We start from the raw sequence: 18029 nt of genomic DNA on the forward strand, positions 1-18029 counted from the left end.
TTCAGGCCGCGCGGCTGGCCAGCGCTTCCAGCGCGATGAACAGATGTTCGCCTTCCCGTTTCACCGGGATGGTGCGGACCGCGCCCTCGTCGGCGCCGAGCGCCTTGCCCGTCTCCAGCGAGATCACCCAATTGTGCAGAGGGCAGGTCACCGCGGCGCCATGGACGATGCCCTGGCTAAGCGGCCCGCCTTTGTGCGGGCAATGGTCATCGATGGCATAGACCTGGTCGTCGGCGGTGCGGAAGACAGCGACCTTGCCTTCAGGCGTGGCGACGCAGCGTGCGCCACGGCGCGGGATGTCGGAGAGGGTGCCGATGGCGATCCAGTTCATGTGGGCGCTCCCGGCTCTGCTTGATGTGTAAATGCCCAGGCGCCCCCCTCTGTCCTGCCGGACATCTCCCCCGCAAGGGGGGAGATTGGCAGCTTCGACGGTGGCATCCAGCTGCCGGCTTTGGAGATTGGCGAAAACCGAAACGACATCCGATCTCCCCACTTGAGGGGGAGATGGCCGGCAGGCCAGAGGGGGGCGCCTCGCGCAAACATCTCCATCACTCCGCCGCCTCGGCAAACCCGACCGAAGCCATCGGACGGAATTCGTGCTTGTCCTTGCCGGAGACGCGCTCCGACCACGGATCGACCTGGGCGAACTTCTGCGAGAAGACGAAGCGCTCGTAATAGGCCTTGCGCTTGTCCGCATCGTCCATGATCTGGCGCTTGATCTCGGGGATGCCGATGCGCTTGGCCCATTTGTAGATGCGTTCGAGATAGCGGCCCTGCTCGCGGTACATCTGTGTCAGCGCCACGATATGCTGCAGCGCCTCGTCTTCCGTCTTCACGAGGCCGAGCACTTCGGTGCCCTTGATGTCGAGGCCGGCGGCACCGGCGAAATGGATCTCGTAGCCACTGTCGACGCAGATGACGCCGACATCCTTGCAGGTCGCCTCGGCGCAGTTCCTCGGGCAGCCCGACACCGCCATCTTGACCTTGGCCGGGGTCCACGAGCCCCACATGAATTTCTCGATGCGGATGCCGAGCCCGGTCGAATCCTGCGTGCCGAAGCGACACCAGTCGGAACCGACGCAGGTCTTCACCGTACGCAGGCCCTTGGCATAGGCGTGGCCCGAGACGAAGCCGGCCTGGCCGAGATCGGCCCACACCGCCGGCAGGTCCTCCTTGCGGATGCCCAGCATGTCGATACGCTGGCCGCCCGTGACCTTGACCATCGGGATCTCGAACTTGTCGACGACATCGGCGATGGCGCGCAGCTCGGCCGCATTGGTCACGCCGCCCCACATGCGCGGCACCACCGAATAGGTGCCGTCCTTCTGGATGTTGGCGTGGACGCGCTCGTTGATGAAACGCGATTGATAGTCGTCGGCGTACTCGTCCGGCCAATCGCAGACGAGGTAGTAGTTGAGCGCCGGCCTGCATTTGGCGCAGCCGCAGGAGGTCTTCCACTCCAGTTCCTGCATGACGGCGGGAATGGTCTTCAGCCCCTTGGCCTTGATCAGCCGGCGCACCTCGTCATGGCCGAGCGTGGTGCAGCCGCACATCGGCTGTACGGCGGCCGGGTTGTAGTTGTCGCCAATGGTCAGCACCATCAGCTTCTCGACCAGCCCGGTGCAGGAGCCGCAGGAGGCCGACGCTTTGGTGTGAGCCCTGACGTCGTCGAGCGAGGTCAGGCCCTTGGCTGTGATCGTACTGGTGATCTTGCCCTTGCAGACGCCGTTGCAGCCGCAGATTTCCGCATCATCCGGCAAGGCTGCAACGGCCGCCATAGGGTCCAGCGGGGCACCCCCCTGGTAGGACTGGCCGAAGATCAACGTATCGCGCATTTGCGATATGTCGGTCTGTTTCTTCTTGAGGTCGTTGAACCAGGCGCCGTCCGCCGTCTCGCCATAGAGCACGGTGCCGATGATGCGGTCGTCCTTGAGCACGAGCCGCTTGTAGACGCCGGCCGCCGCATCGCGCAGCACGATCTCCTGGCGATCCTCGCCTTCGGCGAAATCGCCGAGCGAGAACAGGTCAATGCCGGTAACCTTGAGCTTGGTTGGCGTGTCCATGTGGACGAAGGCGGCAGCCTCGTCGCCGGCGAGTTGGCTCGCGGCAACGCGCGCCATCTCATAGAGCGGCGCCACCAGCCCATAGACCATGCCGTTGACCTCGGCGCATTCACCGAGCGCGAAGATGTCGGGGTCGTTGCTGCGCATGCCGGCGTCGACGACGATGCCGCGATTGACGGCAATGCCCGCCTCTTTGGCCAGCGCCGCATTGGGCCGGATGCCGACCGCCATCACCACCAAAGTCGCCGGGATGACTGTGCCGTCGGCAAGTTCGACCTGCTCCACCTTGCCGTTGCCCGTGATCGCCTGTGTGTTGGCCTTGGTGATGACCTTGATGCCGCGTTCTTCGACCGCGCGCTGCAGGAGATAGCCGGCGGCCGGATCGAGCTGGCGCTCCATCAGCGTCGGCATGACGTGCAGCACGGTGACGTCCATGCCCTGCGCGCTCAGGCCGGCCGCGGCCTCGAGCCCAAGCAGGCCGCCGCCGATAACCACGGCCTTGGACCTGGACTGGGCGGCAAGCATCATCGCCTGGACGTCGTCGAGGTCGCGATAGGTCAGCACGCCGGGCAGATTGTGGCCCGGCACCGGGATGATGAACGGCACCGAGCCGGTGGCGATGACCAGTTTGTCGTAGGGTTCGGTGACGCCGTGGTCCGAGGTGACGGTCTTCGCTGCCCGATCAATAGCGACGATCTTGTGGCCCTTGTACAGCGTGATGTCGTTGGCGATGTACCAGCCATCGCCATGGATGATGATTTCCTCATACGCCTTTTCACCGGACAGCACCGGCGACAGCATGATGCGATCGTAGTTCACCCTGGGCTCGGCGTTGAAGATGGTGACCTGGTAGCGGCCCGGCGCTCGCTCCAACAGGTGCTCCAGCATGCGCCCAGGGGCCATGCCGTTTCCGATGATGACGAGTTTTTCGGTCATTGGCCTACTCCGCGGCTTCGACGAAGCGGTGGCGTTCGTAGAGGAATTTCAGCACCGCCTCGCGGCAGCGCAGGAAGGTGCGATCCGAGGCGAGTTCGATGCGCCGGCGGGGGCGGGCCAGCGGCACGGGAAGAACCTCGCCGATGGTCGCGGCCGGGCCGTTGGTCATCATGACGATGCGGTCGGAGAGCAGCACCGCCTCATCGACATCATGGGTGATCATGATCGTCGTCGAGCCGAGCCTGGAATGGATGTCCATCACCGCGTCCTGCAGATGCGCGCGCGTCAACGCGTCGAGCGCGCCGAACGGCTCGTCGAGCAGCAGGATCTTCGGCTCCATGGCCAGCGCGCGCGCGATGCCGACGCGCTGCTTCATGCCGCCCGAGATCTCCGCCGGGCGCTTGTCCCTGGCATGCGCCATCTGCACGAGGTCGAGATTGCGCATGATCCAGTCATGCCGCTCGGCCTTGCTCTTGGAACGGCCAAAGACTTTCGACACCGCCAGGTTGATGTTCTCGTAGACCGTCAGCCACGGCAAAAGGCTGTGGTTCTGGAACACCACGGCGCGCTCGGGTCCGGGGCTGTCGACCTCCTTGTTCTCGAGCAGCACGGCGCCAGCGGACACCGTGGTCAGCCCGGCGATCAGGTTGAGCAAGGTCGACTTGCCACAGCCTGAGTGACCGATGATGGAGACGAATTCGCCCTTGTCGATGGTCAGCCGGATGTCCTTCAGGACCTCGCTGACCTGGCCGCCGCGGGCGAAGGATTTGTCGATATGGTCGAGTTTCAGGTAGGCGGTCATCACGCTCTCCTCACTTTGCCGTCGTGCCGCGCGTGACGAAGACGCCGACCGCGGCGACCAGGCGGTCGAGGCAGAAGCCGGTGACGCCGATATAGGCGAGCGCGACGATGATGTCGGGCAGCCGCGACGAGTTCCACGCGTCCCAGATGAAGAAGCCGATGCCGACGCCGCCTGTCAGCATTTCGGCGGCCACGATGGCGAGCCACGACAGGCCGATGCCGATCCTGAGGCCGGTGAAGATGTAGGGTGCCGCGGCCGGCACCATGATCTTGATGAAGAATTCGAGCGGGTTGAGCCGCAGGATGCGGGCGACGTTGCGGTAATCCTGCGGGATGTTGCGCACGCCGACGGCGGTGTTGATGATGATCGGCCAGATCGAGGTGATGAAGATGACGAACAGCGCCGACGGGCTGGAATCGCGGAACGCGGCCAGCGACAGCGGCAGCCAGGCGAGCGGCGGCACGGTGCGCAGGATCTGGAACACCGGATCGAGGCCGCGCATCGCCCAGATAGACTGGCCGACCAGCGCGCCAAGCGCTACGCCGACGACCGCCGCCATGCCGAAGCCGATGGCAACACGCTGCAGCGAGATCAGCACCCGCCAGGCCAGCCCGATATCCTGCGGGCCATTGTTGAAGAACGGATGGGCGATGAGGTCGTAGGCCTCGTTCCACACTTGGCTGGGCGGCGGCAGGCTCGATGTCGGCGACGAGCAGGCGATTTGCCAGACGACGAGCATCAAAGCGATGACGACGACCGGCGGCACCAGCGTGCTCGCCAGCTTTCCGGCGATCGCGACCGGATCGAAGTGGCGTCGTGCCTTGACCGTGAAGGCGATGACTTCGGCCGGCTTGGCGGGAAAGGCCTTCACCTTGGTGTCCTCGATCGTCTGGATAGACATGTCTGGGAAAAACTCCGTGGGCAGGTGGTGAGGGCCAGTGCGACGGCACGAACGGTGCCGTTGCGCTGGGGACGACAACGGCGCAACGCGCCGTTTGCGCTGGTCAGGCCGAAGCCTTGATCTTGAGGCTGTCGAGATAGGCTGACGGGTTGGCCGGATCGAAGACTTTGCCGTCGAAGAAGGTCTCGACACCGCGCGAGGAGGACGCCGGGATGTCGGCGGTGGCAATGCCGAGATCCTTGGCCGCCTCGCGCCACAGATCCTCGCGGTTGACCTGGTCGACCAGCGCCTTGATGTCGGTGGTCGGCGCGAATTTGCCCCAGCGTATGTTCTCGGCGAGGAACCAGGAATCATGGCTCTTGAAGGGATAGGAGACGCCGCCCTTCCAGAACTTCATGTAGAGATCGGTGCCGGTGGCGACGCGGCCATTGCCGTAGTTGATGTCGCCCTTGAGGCGGCCGATGATGTCGGCGACCGGCACGTTCATCCATTGCCGTTTGCCGATGATGGCGGCCATCTCGTCCTTGTTCTCCGTGGCCTCGCACCATTGCTGGGCTTCCATGACGGCCATCAGGATCGCCTTGGTGGCGTTCGGGTACTTGTCGATGAACTCGGCGCGCAGGCCGAGCGCCTTTTCCGGATGGCCCTTCCACAACTCGCCCGTCGTGGCGGCGGTGAAGCCCACGCCCTGGTGGACGAGCTGCTCGTTCCACGGCTCGCCGACGCAGAACACGTCCATGTTGCCGACCTTCATATTGGCCACCATCTGCGGTGGCGGCACCACGATGGTCGAGACGTCCTTGTCGGGATCGATGCCGCCGGCGGCGAGCCAGTAGCGCAGCCACAAATCATGGGTGCCGCCCGGGAAGGTCATGGCGGCCTTGATGTCCTTGCCGGCCGCCTTCTTGGCCGCGAAGACGTCCTTCAGCTTCGAGGCATCGAGGCCGACGCCGGTGGCGGCATATTCTTGCGCCACCGAAATGCCCTGGCAGTCGTAGTTGAGCCGCGCCACGATCGCCATCGGCATCGGCTGGTTGTTCTGGGTTACCTTGCCGGTGTGCATGAGATAGGGCAGCGGCGTCAGTATATGGGCGCCGTCGATGCCGTTGGCGGCGCCGCCGAGCATCAGATTGTCGCGCGTCGCGCCCCACGAGGCCTGTTTCAGCACCTCGACATCGGGCATGCCGAATTTCGCGAACAGCCCTTTCTCCTTGGCGACCATCAGCGGTGCGGCATCGGTCAGCGCGATGAAGCCGAGCTTGGCGCCAGTGACTTCAGGGGCGGAGGTAGCGGCATGGGCGCCGGACGGAAAGAGCTTGCGGGCGGCCATGAACAGGCCGGCCGTCATCGCGCTGCTGACCAGAAAATCACGACGCGTCACATCCCCGAGCGATGTGCCGGTGCCGATTAATTTCTTCATTGTCTTCTTCATCGTCGTCTCCGGTTGAACGCGATCCGCGCCGTCGATTGACCCAAAAACAAAAAAGCCGCCGGCCAGGTCGTCGCGTCCGGGAATCCGGATCGCGTCTTGACCTGAGCGGCAGCTTTGCCTGTAGCGCCCGCCATTGGACGCCTGTTCCGTGACCCGCGAAGGGCCTGATTATTTCAAAGCAGGAACCATGCCAGTTTGACGGTGAGGGAAAAATATCAATGAAATCATTGATAAACGCCGGTCGTCAACGGGTCAGGCGCTATGGCGAGCAGACCAAAGATTGTTCAGTAGAGCAATCGCGCGCACAATTTTTGTGCAATGCACAAGAATGGCGCGGAAACGATCAAGCTTTCGCGCGGGCCGATTTCTGCTTCTCGACATACGCTTCGATCTGGTCCGGATCGAAGATCTGGCCGTCAAAGAAACCGTCGGGGCCAAGCACCAGGCCCGCCCCGGTCGCGCCGACCGCGGTTGCGGCCTTGAGCGCGCCCTCGACCTTCGAATTAGCGCCCGGCAGCGCCACGCCCAGCGGCTTCAGCGCCGAACGGTAGAGGTCGGGACGGTAGCAGTCGCGGGCAATGGCGAGATTGTCGGGCGTGTGCGCGACATGCCCCCAGCGCACCATCTGCGTGTAGAACCACAAGGCATGGCTCTTCCACGGGAAGTTCGCCGCCTTGTCGAAGGGCACGAAGAAGTCTTCGATATCCAGGTCCGCCCCGCCACCCAACTGGAGATGGCCGGTGAGGATCGGCATCTGGACAGCCGGCGGCAGGCCGAGGAAAGCAGCTTTGGCCATCACATCGGCCAATTCGGTGCGGTTCGCCGGATCCTGGCACCAGCGCGCCGAATGATGCAGTGCGCGCAAGAGCGCCGCCAGGGCTTCGGGGGACTGCTCGGCCCAGGCTTTGCGCACGCCGACCACCTTCTCCGGGCTGTTGCGCCACAACAGCGCCTTGACGGTGACGATATGGCCGGTGCCGGCCGCCACCGCGGCACTGTTCCAGGGCTCGCCGACGCAATAGCCGTCGATGCGGCCCGCGGCCAGCGCGTCGGCCATGAAGGGCGGCGGCACGATGACGATCTCGATCTCGCGCTGGGGATCGATGCCGCAAGTGGCCAGCCAGTAGCGCAGTTCGTAATTATGCCCTGAATGCGGGTGCACGACTGCAAAGCGCAGCGGATCGTGGCCAGCGGCCGCGCGTTCGCGGATAAGCGCGCCAAGTGCCGCACCCGCGCGCGCCGGATCGAGATCGGGCGCCGCGCCGTGCGCCGCCATGCCTTCCCACACTGCATTGGAGATGGTGACGCAATTGCCGCCGAGACCAAGCGAGAACGGCACGATGGTCTCGGAAGCGAGCGGCGTCAGCCCGAGATTGCAGGCGAGCGGCATCGGTCCCAGCATATGCGCGAGATGGAAGTGGCCGATAGCGATGCGGTCCCGGATGTTGGCCCAGGAGGTCTCGCGATGCAGCGTCAGGTCGATGCCTTCGCGCCTGGCGAAGCCAAGCTCGCCGGCGGCGACCAGCACGGCGCTATCGAAAAGCGGCATGAAGCCGGCGGTTATCTGGTGCTCGGCGCCCATCGTCATTCGTCCTCCGCCGGTCCCAGCAGCCCGGCGGCAGTCACCAGGCTCTGGGCGATGTCGCCGATCTTGCGGTTCTGGTTCATCGCGGTCTTGCGCAGCAGCGTGTAGGCGGCTTCTTCCGTCAGCCCGCGCGACTTCATCAGGATGCCCTTGGCACGGTCGATCACCTTGCGGCTCTCCAGCTCGCTACGCGCCTCTTCCAGTTCGCGCGCCATGCGCGAGAAGGCGTTGAAGCGGCTGACGGCCATGTCGAGGATTGGCTTGACGCGTTCTTGCCGCAGGCCGTCGACGACATAGGCCGAAACGCCGGCATCGACCGCGGCCTCGATCGAGGCCTGGTCGGAGCGGTCGACGAACATGGCGATCGGGCGCTTTACGGCGCGCGACAGCTGGAACATGTTTTCCAGCATGTCGCGGTTGGGGTTTTCGAGGTCGATGACGATGACGTCAGGCTCGATCTCGGCGATCCGCCGCGCAATGCCGGTGACATCGTGGATGACGGTGACCTGCTGATGGCCGGCCTCGCGCAGGCCGGCCTCGATTATCGAGGCGCGGATGCGATTTTCATCGATCACCAGGACGGCTAGAGCGGGGCGGATCATGCCTGCATTGTGGGCATGGCCGTCAAATTGTGCAATGCGGCATAGCCATGTCCATCAATTAGACCGCAGCCATGCGCGTCATGGCATTCGCCGCACGAGATCAGCCGCAGACGCGAATGTCTTCAACCACCTTGTGGTGGTGGCGCCAATGCACGACCGTTTCGACGTGGCAGCGATGGTGCCGGTGGTGGCGCCGGTATGCGCGATCCCGGTAGTCGCTATCACTGTCGTACTGGACGCTCTGGTCGTCATCATACTGGGTGTCATAATACCGATTGTGGTGACGGCGAATAACAATTCCGCTGTCGGAATCATCGTCCGATGAATATCGGTTGCCGTCGTCGGACTGGATAGTCACGCTTGCGGCTCGCGTTGGTGCAGTCACTGCCGCTGTCGCGGCAAATGCCAACATGGAAGCCAAAATCAGTTTTTTCATTTCATCCTCCTGCCTGTCCAAGAGGTATAAACTCATGGAAGAACTGGGCGTTCCCGTTGCATCTACACGCTTTGCGACGCTGGGGACATCATGGCGTTATCAGGATCGGCCATACGATCGAGGCGAACAAGCGCCGTGAGCGGCAGATGGTCGGAGGCAACGCGCGAAAGCGGCGTATCGTGCGCCTCCACCGCCGCGATCATTCCGTGCCGATTGGTCATGATCCGGTCGAGAGCCAGCAGCGGCAGGTTTGACGGGAAGGTGGGAACCGCCGGCGGCTGCGGACCGAACGTCGCATGCAGCGTGTTGAGCGCCGAGCGGTTGCCGAGCCGCCATTCGTTCAGGTCGCCAAGCAGTAAGGTCGGCTTTTCGTCCGGGCTGTTCATGAGATCGAGCACGACACGTGCCTGCTGGGAACGCGAGTGGCGCAACAGGCCGAGATGAGCGGCGATGACGCGCAAAGTCTGGCTTCCATCCATCTCGATCTCCGCCACGACGGCACCGCGCGGCTCCAGCCCCGGAAGCTTGATCTGATGCACGTCGCGAACCACTCCCCTCTTGAACAGCAGGACATTGCCATGCCAGCCATGGCCCTTGCCGGTAGCCGAAATCGGCACGGGGACAAGGCCGGTTTCCCGTTCGAGCCGGGGCAGGTCGAGAAGCCCGTCACGGTCGCCGAAACGATTATCGGCTTCCTGCAAAGCGATGACATCGGGATCGATTTCGCGGATGACGCGGCTGGTGCGCTCGGGATCGAATTTGCGGTCGACGCCGATGCATTTGTGGACGTTGTAGGAGGCGACCAGCGTGCCGGTGGTGCCGGTCGTCTTGTGCGCGGCGGCGTTTGCCTTCTGCATCCGACGGTCGCGGATGGACAAAAGCATGCTTGCTGGCAGGCTGCGTCCGTTCATCCGCATCGCGTGTCCGCCATTTCAGCCGCTTTCATCATGCACATCAAATAGAGTCTTTCGGTCTGTGTTCCATGATCGGCGTCAAACTATCTGGCAAACACGTCGTTTTGTTAAAGATAGGGCAAACCCATCTAGAGATAGGGTGAACCGAGCCAAAGGACCCGGTCGAACAGCCTGATGAGGAATGGCCGGGCGCGCAAGGCGTCGAGCGTCACCGGCACGGCGGAGGTCATTGCCGATCCGATCCGCGCTTCGATCTCGCGGGCAAAGCCTGCGTCGAGGACCTCCAGATCGATTTCGAAGTTGAGCCGAAGCGACCGGGCATCGAGGTTGGACGATCCGATATAGGCCCATACGCCGTCGATCGACAGCAGCTTCGAATGGTCGAACGGCCCTTCGGTGCGCCAGACGCGGCAATAGTGTTTCAGCACCTGATCAAATTGCGCGGTCATGGCTCGATCGACGAGGAAAAGGTTGTTCACCGCCGGCACGACGATGTCGATTTCGACGCCGCGCCGGGCGGCGGTGATCAGCGCGCTGACCAATTCGCGGTCGGGCAGGAAATAGGGCGACATCAGGCGGATCGACTTGCGCGCGACGGAAAACGCGCCGATCAGCAGCTTGTGGTTGGTCTCGTTGCTGGCGTCCGGGCCGGAAGCGACCGCTCGCACCAGCATCGGGACGCCGGGCGCCGGCGACAGTGACGCTATGCGCCATGCATCGCCCTTCAACGCCTCTTTGGTGACAAAACGCCAGTCCTCGGCGGCGACCGAGAAGAGATCGGCGACGACTGGGCCGGTTACCCGGAAATGCGTGTCCCTGGCGCTGTTCGAGCCCGCGAACTCCGCGGAAAAACCCTTGCGGATGTTCATGCCGCCGGTAAAGGCAACCGTGCCGTCGACCACCAGGATCTTCCGGTGGGTCCTGAGGTTGGCGTAGGGCAGCCGCAGGCCCATGACGATGTTGCCGTTGAAGAGATCGACGGGAATCTTCGCGTCGCGCAGGTGCCCCAAAATGCTGGGGACCGAGTAGCGGGCGCCGACGGCATCGATCAGCACGCGAACGGTAACGCCGCGCCGGACGGCATTGGCCAGCGATTCGACGAAGAGCAGGCCGACGGCGTCATTGTCGAAAATATAGGTCTCGAGCAGGACGCTGCGCTCGGCGCCATCGATGGCCGCGCACATGGCGGCGTAGGCCTCGTCGCCCGTCTCCAGCACGTCAATTGCATTTCCTGGGTTGAGCGTGCGTCTCGCCACCCGGTCGCCGAGCGTTCTAAGACCCGTGAAGCGCTGTCCGTAGCGCTCGACGATCAGTGCCTCCTCGGCGACGAGGTCGCGCTCATGCTTGGCCGACACCGCATCGCCGGCAAGCGGGCGCTGTGCGCTGATCGTGGCACGACGGATGCGGTTTATGCCGGCGACGGCATAGATCAGCACGCCGAGGATTGGCGACAGCACCATCACGCCGACCCAGCCGGTGGCAGCGCGGACATCTTCCTTGGTCATGACGGCGTGGGCGATGCCGACGGTTGCCATCGCCACCGAGATGATCGCCAGGATTGTGGTCCCGTGAGTCGCAATAGTCTCGAACATTGCCGGGACTATCCAGCGAGCGATTGCAGAAGGCAATGCATCAGCTCATGCCTCGCAGCCCGATGGCGTGGTATCGCTGGCCAAGGATTTGAACCGAGGTCGGCCAGGCGGCGACGCCAGAGCCCGCACGAGATGGTACGCCTGGCCGAACGAATCCTGCTGCAGCAACTCGACGGAGGCAAACCGGGCAGCGCGATAGAAGGGATGCCTTCCCTGGCGCCATTGCGATGGCACGCGTGATGTTGACGGGGCTTGCAGGGCTGCCAAACGGTATGCGGTTGACTGAAGAATACCATCCTTCACGTCAGAGAGTGAGCCGACCAAGCTCCGATAGAATGTCGTCGTGCAAAGCCCTCCCTGACCTTGGGTAAAGCATAGAACTGGCGCGATCCGGCATCGTCCTGAGCTGTTTTGATACTCCAGGGCTTCCTGTACTTTGGTGCCACATCTATTGTATATCAAGAGGAATGAAATTAGCGGTATAACACTTTGATCGGAGGCGAGGGGGAGCGCCGAATGATGACATTCAACTTCAAGGGGCCTCCCGTGGGGGACGGCGACGTGTCGGCCGAATGCCAGGGCCAGCTGCTGCCTTTCATCCATGAAATCGTCCAGGCAGCGGTCGCGGCGGGGTGGAGCCGGGACGATGTTCTTCTGGCTTTTGTGGAACTCTCCTGGGATCTCTACGAGAAACGTCGCGGTGATCTGTAAAATTACGCCTCAGTTTGAAGTTCGCAGCGGCCAGGGGGCGTGTTGTTACCCGTGTTCTTGCCACAGGCCGCTATTGCCGGTCAGCCTGACACTGGACGTCACGACGCCAGCTTAGGCGCAGCAGGCCCTGTTTTACCGTTTGACAATCAATGAAAATCGCGGAATCGCTCTCGCCAGGCTGATACGCGGAACTCGCGCATGGCGAAGACCCGCCATGCGGCGAAAATGGAATGCTCGCCAACTTCCTCAATCGGTCGTTTTTTCTTTGTTTTCTCGAATAAAAATTTTTCTTTGCGCGTGGAAGTTCTTTCCTGTCCGAGGACTGTGCGTTACGCTGGTGCGGGTCGGGCAAGGGGGATTTCAAGCTACAGCAAGACGGCTGAGGCGGCATGCATGAACAAAGCGGACGAAGCTCGGGAAAGCGGCGTTTCCCGGGGCGTCGATCGGACAGCCCGATGCATCTTGAACATCATTTCGGAAAGTGCCGGTCCCAGGCATACCCCAGCGCGCGGGAGCGTCATCTATTGCGTCCGCAATCCCGGGTCGCAGAAGTTCCTGTCCTGGACACACGAGGGCGATTTCCCCGTTACATCGTTTGAGCCGCCCCCGTTCGGAATGGGTGAGCTGCAGATCGTCGAGATGAGGCCGGCCAGCATTACCGTCGGATCCATCACGAATTGTTTTTCAGGGGAACGGGGAGATCAGCCTCGGGTTGTGTTCCAATTGGGACGTATCAGGAGGCGAGAACATGCGGCGGCGTGAGGATGACCCGGCAGGGTCTGCTTCGGGGGCGGGTTCCGCGCAAGAGCCGGCGCTGCAACCAAAAGGCGGGCTTTCCGTCCGCGGCGCACGCAAGGTGCAGGAGTTCCTGGATGAGAACTTCACGCGCAAGCTGGCGCTTGCCGACATGGCCGCGGTTTGCGGGCTTTCACCCTATCACTTCATGCGAGCCTTCTCGAGGACGTTCGGAATGCCGCCGCACCAATATGTTATCGATCTGCGGCTTGATTTCGCCGAAAGGCTGCTTGCCGAGAGCCGGATGACGATCGCCGACATCGCCCATCTGGCCGGCTTTTCCAGCCAGAGCCATTTTACCACCCTTATGAAGAAATACCGGCAGACGACGCCATTGCAGGCGCGGGTGGGCAAGCTTAACTCGAAGGTTAGATGAAACGGCGCTTACGAAATTGTTTGACTACTTAGCTTATAAGCGTCTCCTAAAGTAACTCACCGTTAACCTCTGTCGGTTTGCTCCGATCTTTTCTCACAAGACAGCAATTTCGTGAAATACTGCGAGCAGGAATCATGCCTTTCTGGTGGCGAACGGAATTGTCAGACATTTCGTGCCGGCCAGCGGAGAGGGAACCATGACCGACAACCAGATTTCGAGCGGCCAGATTGCGAGCGGCTCACTTCTTGTTCAGCGTCGCGCGGCGCATTTCGCCGGGCAGTGGATCGCAGGGGCCGATCATGGTTCGCGCTCGGTTCGCCGCCGCCTGATGGCCGTGCTGCGCATGGCGCACCGCACACTTGGTATGGGGCGCAAGCGCCTTGGGCTGGGAACGCTGGGCGTGGGCGGAGCGTCGGCGGCGGCCGCGGTGCTGAGCGCCTTCGCGACGACGCCGGCTCTGGCACAATATCAAGCCGGTGGCGGATCGGCGACAGCGCCTGAGGCCGTAGCGATCGGAAATGGTTCAACCGCCAGTCTTAACTGGGCCGTAGCGCTCGGCTTTCAAGCCCAATCAACGGCTCAATACTCGGTCGCCATCGGCCGGACCGCGTCGGCCACGGGCACGGGCGGCGCGGTGGCGATCGGGTCCGGCACGATCTCGAACAACATCAATACGGTAGCGATCGGCGTCGCCGCCAGTGCCACTGGAGCCGGGGCTAGCGCGCTGGGCACCAACGCCAACGCTTCGGGCGGGAATTCCACCGCAGTCGGCGTCTCGGCTACAGCCAACAACAACTATGCGTTTGCCGCCGGCTACGGATCCGTAGCCAGCGGGCTGCGCAGCACTGCGATTGGACAGTTCGCAGGGGCGTCGGGGCTGGATACTGTCGCACAAGGCACCAGCACTGTTGCTAGCCAGCAGAACGCCGTCGCCGTCGGCTTCCAGGCGACCGCAACCGCGATAAACGCCGTCTATCTCGGCTCGCGCACCGCCGCCGGAACGGGAGCGTTGGCACAGAGCGCCATCGGCATCGGCACCGATGTTACAGCTTCTCAGGTTGATGCCACTGCGATCGGACGCCAAAGTAAGGCAACGGGGACGGGCGCCACGGCGATGGGTCGGAACGCCAGCGCCTGGGGCAATCAGTCCATCGCATTCGGCCTGGGTGCGCAGGCGGGCGTGCAAGCCAATACGGCCCTGCCCAACAGCATCGCCATCGGCACCAATTCGCTCTCTTCCGGCGCTTTCGCCACTGCCATGGGCGCTACCACGGTTGCGAGTGGCGACGCCAGCACGGCGGTTGGCAATACGGCCGTTGCCAGCGGCGCGAACGCCTCCTCGCTGGGATCCGGGGCGAATGCGGCAGGAGACAATTCTCTCGCTGCTGGTGTCAATGCCAATGCCGGGGGTGTCGGCAGCACCGCACTCGGCATCGGCACATCGGCGGCCGGCGCCAGTTCGGCCGCCGTCGGCTTCCAGGCCCAGGCTGCCGGCGCCAATGCCATCGCCGTTGGTCCTCAGGCAAATGCATCAGCGCAAAACTCGGCAGCGCTCGGCAACGTCGCCGTGGCCTCGGGCAATTTCGCGCTGGCCCTGGGCAATTCGGCCACGTCGAGTGGCGTAGGCTCGGTCGCGGCGGGCTCGGGAGCTCAGGCCACGGACGTTTCCGCCACGGCGCTCGGCAACAACGCCGCGGCGACCGCCGCAAGCGCGAGCGCTCTGGGCCTGGGCGCCACGGCAAGCGGCATAAACAGCACTGCGGTCGGCAAGTCGGCCAATGCGAGCGCGCAGGACGCCATCGCCATGGGTACGAGCGCCAAGGCCAGTTCGGCCGAAGCGGTCGCGATGGGCACCAATGCGGTGGCGGCCGGCGGCAAAGCGGTCTCGATCGGGTCCGGCAACACCGCCTTTGGCAACGGCGCGGTCGCCATCGGCGATCCGAGCTACGCCAGCGGCACCGGCGCCTTCACCGGTGGCGCCAACAACATCGCCAACAGCGATGGCACGGCGACCGCCACAGCCGCCAATATGGCCAACGGTGCCGTCGCCATCGGCAACAACAACAAGGCCATCGGGCAGGGCTCCGTGGCGCTGGGCAACGGCTCGACCGCCGGTGCCGCCGGCCTGGCAGGCAATGTCGCACTGGGCGATGGCGCGACGGCGGCGGCAAGCTCCGGCGACGTCGCACTCGGCTCCGGCTCGCTGACCACTACCGCGGTCGGCACGGCCAGCGGTGTGGTCAACGGAACGACCTACGCCTTCCAGGGCACCAACCCGACCTCGACGGTCAGCGTCGGCGCGGTCGGCGCCGAACGCACCATTACCAACGTCGCCGCCGGACGGATCAGTTCGACGTCGACCGACGCGATCAACGGCTCGCAGCTCGCCGCCACCAACCAGGCCGTCGACGCCATCGGCGCCGTCGTCAACAATCTCAACGTCGGCGGCGGCATCAAATATTTCCACGCCAACTCGACGGCGGCGGACTCCCAGGCGCTGGGCACCGATTCCGTCGCGGTCGGACCGAACGCGGTGGCCAACAATGCCGGCGATGTCGCGATCGGCCTGAATTCGACGTCGGGCGCAACGACCAATGTCGGCGGCGCCACGATCGGCGGCACCGCCTATACCTTCGCCGGCGGCACGCCGGCGGGCGCCTTCTCGGTCGGTTCGGCGGGCGCCGAACGCCAGATCCAGAACGTCGCGGCTGGACAGTTGAATGGCGGCTCGACCGATGCGGTCAACGGCTCGCAGCTCTTCGCCACCAACCAGCAGGTGACGCAGAACACAACCGACATTGCCAACATCGGCAGTGGCGTGACCAATCTCGGAAACACGTTCAACACCATCGCCGGCGACACCTCGACCGCCTATACCGACGCCAACGGCATCGGCATCCGCTACGCCCGCACCAACGAGGCCGGGCTGGCGCAGACCGATTCCTTCGCGCAAGGCGTCGGCTCCACCGCCGTCGGCTACCAGGCGACGGCGACCGGCGACAGCGCGCTGGCGCTCGGCCGCGCCACACAGGCCAGCATCGACGGCAGCGTGGCGCTCGGTTCCGGCTCGGTCTCCGATCGCGCGATCGCTCCCGCTTCCGGACAACTGCCCGCCGGCCCGTCCAATTTCATCCAGTACAACACTACCGACAAGACGCTGCTCGGCGCCGTTTCGGTCGGCACCGCCACGTCCTACCGGCAGATCACCAACGTTGCCGACGGCACGCTGGATCAGGATGCGGTGACGGTGCGCCAGCTCGCTGGCGCCATCGCTTCCGTATCGGCGACGTCGACCAAGTATTTCCATGCCAATTCGACGGCGGGAGACTCGCTCGCCGTCGGGGCCGAGTCGGTCGCGGTCGGTCCGACGACGGTCGTCAACGGCGACAATGGCATCGGCATCGGCAATGGTGCCATCGTCGACCAGACAGCACCCGGCGGCACCGCCATCGGCCAGAACGCGCATGTGATGCTGGCCGACGGCCTGGCGCTCGGCACCAATTCGCTGGCGTCCGGCATCCAGTCGGTGGCGCTCGGCGCCGGTGCCCAGAGCACCTTCATCAACAGCGTCGCGCTCGGCGCGCAGTCCATCACCTCGGTCGGTGCCGAGACCGGCTACACGGGTTTTGGCCTTACCGCCCCGCAGACCTCGGTCGGCGAGGTGTCGATCGGCGCCGCCGGGGCCGAACGCAAGCTCACCAATGTCGCGGCGGGCTCGGCCGATACCGATGGCGTCAACGTCTCGCAGCTGCGCGGCGTGTCGCAAAATATCAGCAACCTGTTCGGCGGCGGCACCACGGTCAATCCCGACGGGTCGATCACCGGACCGACTTACACCGTCCAGGGCAACACCTACACGACCGTCTATGACGGGCTCACGGCGGTCGACAACGCGCTGACCAACATCACCAGTGGCGGCGGCATCAAGTATTTCCACGCCAATTCGACGCTGGCCGACTCCATCGCCAGCGGCACCGACAGCGTCGCGATCGGTCCGGCCAGCGTGGCGAGCGGCACCAACAGCCTCGCCGCCGGCAATGGCTCGACGGCCACCGGGCAGGGTGCCGTCGCGCTCGGGCAGGGCGCCAAGGCCAACAATGCCAATGATGTGGCGCTCGGTTCCGGATCGGTGACGCAGACCGCCGTCGGCACCGCCAGCACCGTCATCAACGGCAAGACCTATGCCTATGCCGGGACGACTCCAACCGGGACCGTCAGCGTCGGCGATGCCGGCGCCGAGAGGACGATCACCAATGTCGCCGCAGGCCGCGTTTCCTCAGACAGCACCGACGCGATAAACGGCTCGCAGCTCTACGCCACGAACACGGCGATCGAGGATCTGAAAGCCGGCGTCGGGGGTCTCACCCAGAATGCGGTGACCTATGATACCCAGGGCGGCGCCAAGACGAACACCATCACGCTGCAGGGCGGCGACGTCAACGCGCCGGTCGTCATTTCCAATGTCGGCCCTGGCGTCAAGGGCAACGATGCGGTCAATGTCGACCAGATGAACAACCGCGTGGATTACGCCATCAACACCTCCAACTCCTATACCGACAAGGTGGCCGGCACGACCTTGCAACAGGCCAACGACTATACCGATCAGAAGCTCAGCCAGCTCAACACGGACCTGGGCGGCATACGCGACGAAGCACGGCAAGCGGCCGCGATCGGGCTCGCCGCCGCCTCGCTGCGCTACGATGATCGTCCCGGCAAGCTGAGCGTCGCGGCGGGTGGCGGCTTCTGGCGGGATTCGAGCGCCTTGGCCTTCGGCGCCGGCTACACCAGCGAGGACGGCCGCATCCGCGGCAACCTGTCCGGTACTGCCGCCGGTGGCCATGTCGGCGTCGGCGCCGGCATCAGCTTCACCTTGAACTGAGGCAG

General features: G+C 64.1%; 14 protein-coding genes. 4 read left to right on the forward strand and 10 right to left on the reverse strand.

Annotation, left to right across the window (positions count from 1 at the left end):
- Position 1: 1 nt before the first annotated feature.
- The 10 genes from nirD to MESOP_RS10260 form a co-directional block, all read right to left on the reverse strand.
- Entirely contained in the window at positions 2-331 is a 330-nt protein-coding gene (gene nirD, locus MESOP_RS10215; RefSeq protein ID WP_013893254.1) for a nitrite reductase small subunit NirD, read from the reverse strand.
- Between the two features lie 217 nt (positions 332-548).
- Positions 549-2999 (reverse strand): nitrite reductase large subunit NirB, encoded by a 2451-nt coding sequence (gene nirB / locus MESOP_RS10220; protein WP_013893255.1) that lies wholly within the window; start codon positions 2997-2999, stop codon positions 549-551.
- A gap of 4 nt (positions 3000-3003) precedes the next feature.
- Positions 3004-3801, reverse strand: a complete 798-nt coding sequence (locus tag MESOP_RS10225; protein WP_013893256.1) for an ABC transporter ATP-binding protein — start codon at positions 3799-3801, stop codon at positions 3004-3006.
- Positions 3802-3811: 10 nt separating this feature from the next.
- Positions 3812-4702 carry a nitrate ABC transporter permease gene (ntrB, locus tag MESOP_RS10230; protein ID WP_013893257.1) on the reverse strand — a complete coding sequence of 297 codons (891 nt, stop codon included), beginning with the start codon at positions 4700-4702 and terminating at the stop codon, positions 3812-3814.
- A 103-nt stretch (positions 4703-4805) separates the two neighbouring features.
- Complete coding sequence (locus tag MESOP_RS10235) at positions 4806-6122, reverse strand: CmpA/NrtA family ABC transporter substrate-binding protein (RefSeq protein ID WP_041164589.1); 1317 nt, start codon at positions 6120-6122, stop codon at positions 4806-4808.
- Positions 6123-6477: 355 nt separating this feature from the next.
- Positions 6478-7716, reverse strand: a complete 1239-nt coding sequence (locus MESOP_RS10240) for a CmpA/NrtA family ABC transporter substrate-binding protein (RefSeq protein WP_041164053.1) — start codon at positions 7714-7716, stop codon at positions 6478-6480.
- 2 nt (positions 7717-7718) lie between these two features.
- Positions 7719-8321 (reverse strand): ANTAR domain-containing response regulator, encoded by a 603-nt coding sequence (locus tag MESOP_RS10245; protein WP_013893260.1) that lies wholly within the window; start codon positions 8319-8321, stop codon positions 7719-7721.
- Between the two features lie 100 nt (positions 8322-8421).
- Positions 8422-8757 carry a hypothetical protein gene (locus MESOP_RS10250; protein ID WP_013893261.1) on the reverse strand — a complete coding sequence of 112 codons (336 nt, stop codon included), beginning with the start codon at positions 8755-8757 and terminating at the stop codon, positions 8422-8424.
- Positions 8758-8819: 62 nt separating this feature from the next.
- Positions 8820-9674 (reverse strand): endonuclease/exonuclease/phosphatase family protein, encoded by an 855-nt coding sequence (locus MESOP_RS10255; protein ID WP_013893262.1) that lies wholly within the window; start codon positions 9672-9674, stop codon positions 8820-8822.
- A 125-nt stretch (positions 9675-9799) separates the two neighbouring features.
- The gene (locus MESOP_RS10260; protein ID WP_013893263.1) at positions 9800-11263 is read right to left on the reverse strand and encodes a phospholipase D-like domain-containing protein; all 1464 of its coding nucleotides are present in this window, start codon (positions 11261-11263) and stop codon (positions 9800-9802) included.
- Positions 11264-11779: 516 nt separating this feature from the next.
- On the opposite strand from MESOP_RS10260, the gene MESOP_RS10265 reads away from it, so the two are divergent.
- The 4 genes from MESOP_RS10265 to MESOP_RS10280 all read left to right on the forward strand — a co-directional run bounded on the left by MESOP_RS10265 (position 11780) and on the right by MESOP_RS10280 (position 18024).
- A complete protein-coding gene (locus MESOP_RS10265; RefSeq protein WP_013893264.1) occupies positions 11780-11974 on the forward strand; it encodes a hypothetical protein in 195 nt (64 codons plus the stop codon).
- Between the two features lie 198 nt (positions 11975-12172).
- A complete protein-coding gene (locus MESOP_RS10270) occupies positions 12173-12736 on the forward strand; it encodes a hypothetical protein (protein WP_013893265.1) in 564 nt (187 codons plus the stop codon).
- Positions 12723-13145: an AraC family transcriptional regulator gene (locus MESOP_RS10275; protein ID WP_013893266.1), complete on the forward strand. Its 423-nt coding sequence runs from the start codon at positions 12723-12725 to the stop codon at positions 13143-13145. Before MESOP_RS10270 ends, MESOP_RS10275 begins: the two co-directional genes overlap by 14 nt.
- A 196-nt stretch (positions 13146-13341) precedes the next feature.
- Positions 13342-18024, forward strand: a complete 4683-nt coding sequence (locus tag MESOP_RS10280) for a beta strand repeat-containing protein (protein WP_013893267.1) — start codon at positions 13342-13344, stop codon at positions 18022-18024.
- Positions 18025-18029: the final 5 nt, after the last annotated feature.

The organism is Mesorhizobium opportunistum WSM2075, from assembly GCF_000176035.2.
Lineage (GTDB): Bacteria > Pseudomonadota > Alphaproteobacteria > Rhizobiales > Rhizobiaceae > Mesorhizobium > Mesorhizobium opportunistum.

Excerpts from the sequence above, each read along its gene's own strand:
- nirD (WP_013893254.1), bottom strand. The coding sequence starts at position 331 with ATGAACTGGATCGCCATCGGCACCCTCTCCGACATCCCGCGCCGTGGC.
- MESOP_RS10250 (WP_013893261.1), bottom strand. The coding sequence starts at position 8,757 with ATGAAAAAACTGATTTTGGCTTCCATGTTGGCATTTGCCGCGACAGCG.
- ntrB (WP_013893257.1), bottom strand. The coding sequence starts at position 4,702 with ATGTCTATCCAGACGATCGAGGACACCAAGGTGAAGGCCTTTCCCGCC.
- nirB (WP_013893255.1), bottom strand. The coding sequence starts at position 2,999 with ATGACCGAAAAACTCGTCATCATCGGAAACGGCATGGCCCCTGGGCGC.
- MESOP_RS10270 (WP_013893265.1), top strand. The coding sequence starts at position 12,173 with ATGGCGAAGACCCGCCATGCGGCGAAAATGGAATGCTCGCCAACTTCC.
- MESOP_RS10245 (WP_013893260.1), bottom strand. The coding sequence starts at position 8,321 with ATGATCCGCCCCGCTCTAGCCGTCCTGGTGATCGATGAAAATCGCATC.
- MESOP_RS10225 (WP_013893256.1), bottom strand. The coding sequence starts at position 3,801 with ATGACCGCCTACCTGAAACTCGACCATATCGACAAATCCTTCGCCCGC.
- MESOP_RS10260 (WP_013893263.1), bottom strand. The coding sequence starts at position 11,263 with ATGTTCGAGACTATTGCGACTCACGGGACCACAATCCTGGCGATCATC.
- MESOP_RS10235 (WP_041164589.1), bottom strand. The coding sequence starts at position 6,122 with ATGAAGAAATTAATCGGCACCGGCACATCGCTCGGGGATGTGACGCGT.
- MESOP_RS10265 (WP_013893264.1), top strand. The coding sequence starts at position 11,780 with ATGATGACATTCAACTTCAAGGGGCCTCCCGTGGGGGACGGCGACGTG.
- MESOP_RS10255 (WP_013893262.1), bottom strand. The coding sequence starts at position 9,674 with ATGCGGATGAACGGACGCAGCCTGCCAGCAAGCATGCTTTTGTCCATC.
- MESOP_RS10240 (WP_041164053.1), bottom strand. The coding sequence starts at position 7,716 with ATGGGCGCCGAGCACCAGATAACCGCCGGCTTCATGCCGCTTTTCGAT.
- MESOP_RS10275 (WP_013893266.1), top strand. The coding sequence starts at position 12,723 with ATGCGGCGGCGTGAGGATGACCCGGCAGGGTCTGCTTCGGGGGCGGGT.
- MESOP_RS10280 (WP_013893267.1), top strand. The coding sequence starts at position 13,342 with ATGACCGACAACCAGATTTCGAGCGGCCAGATTGCGAGCGGCTCACTT.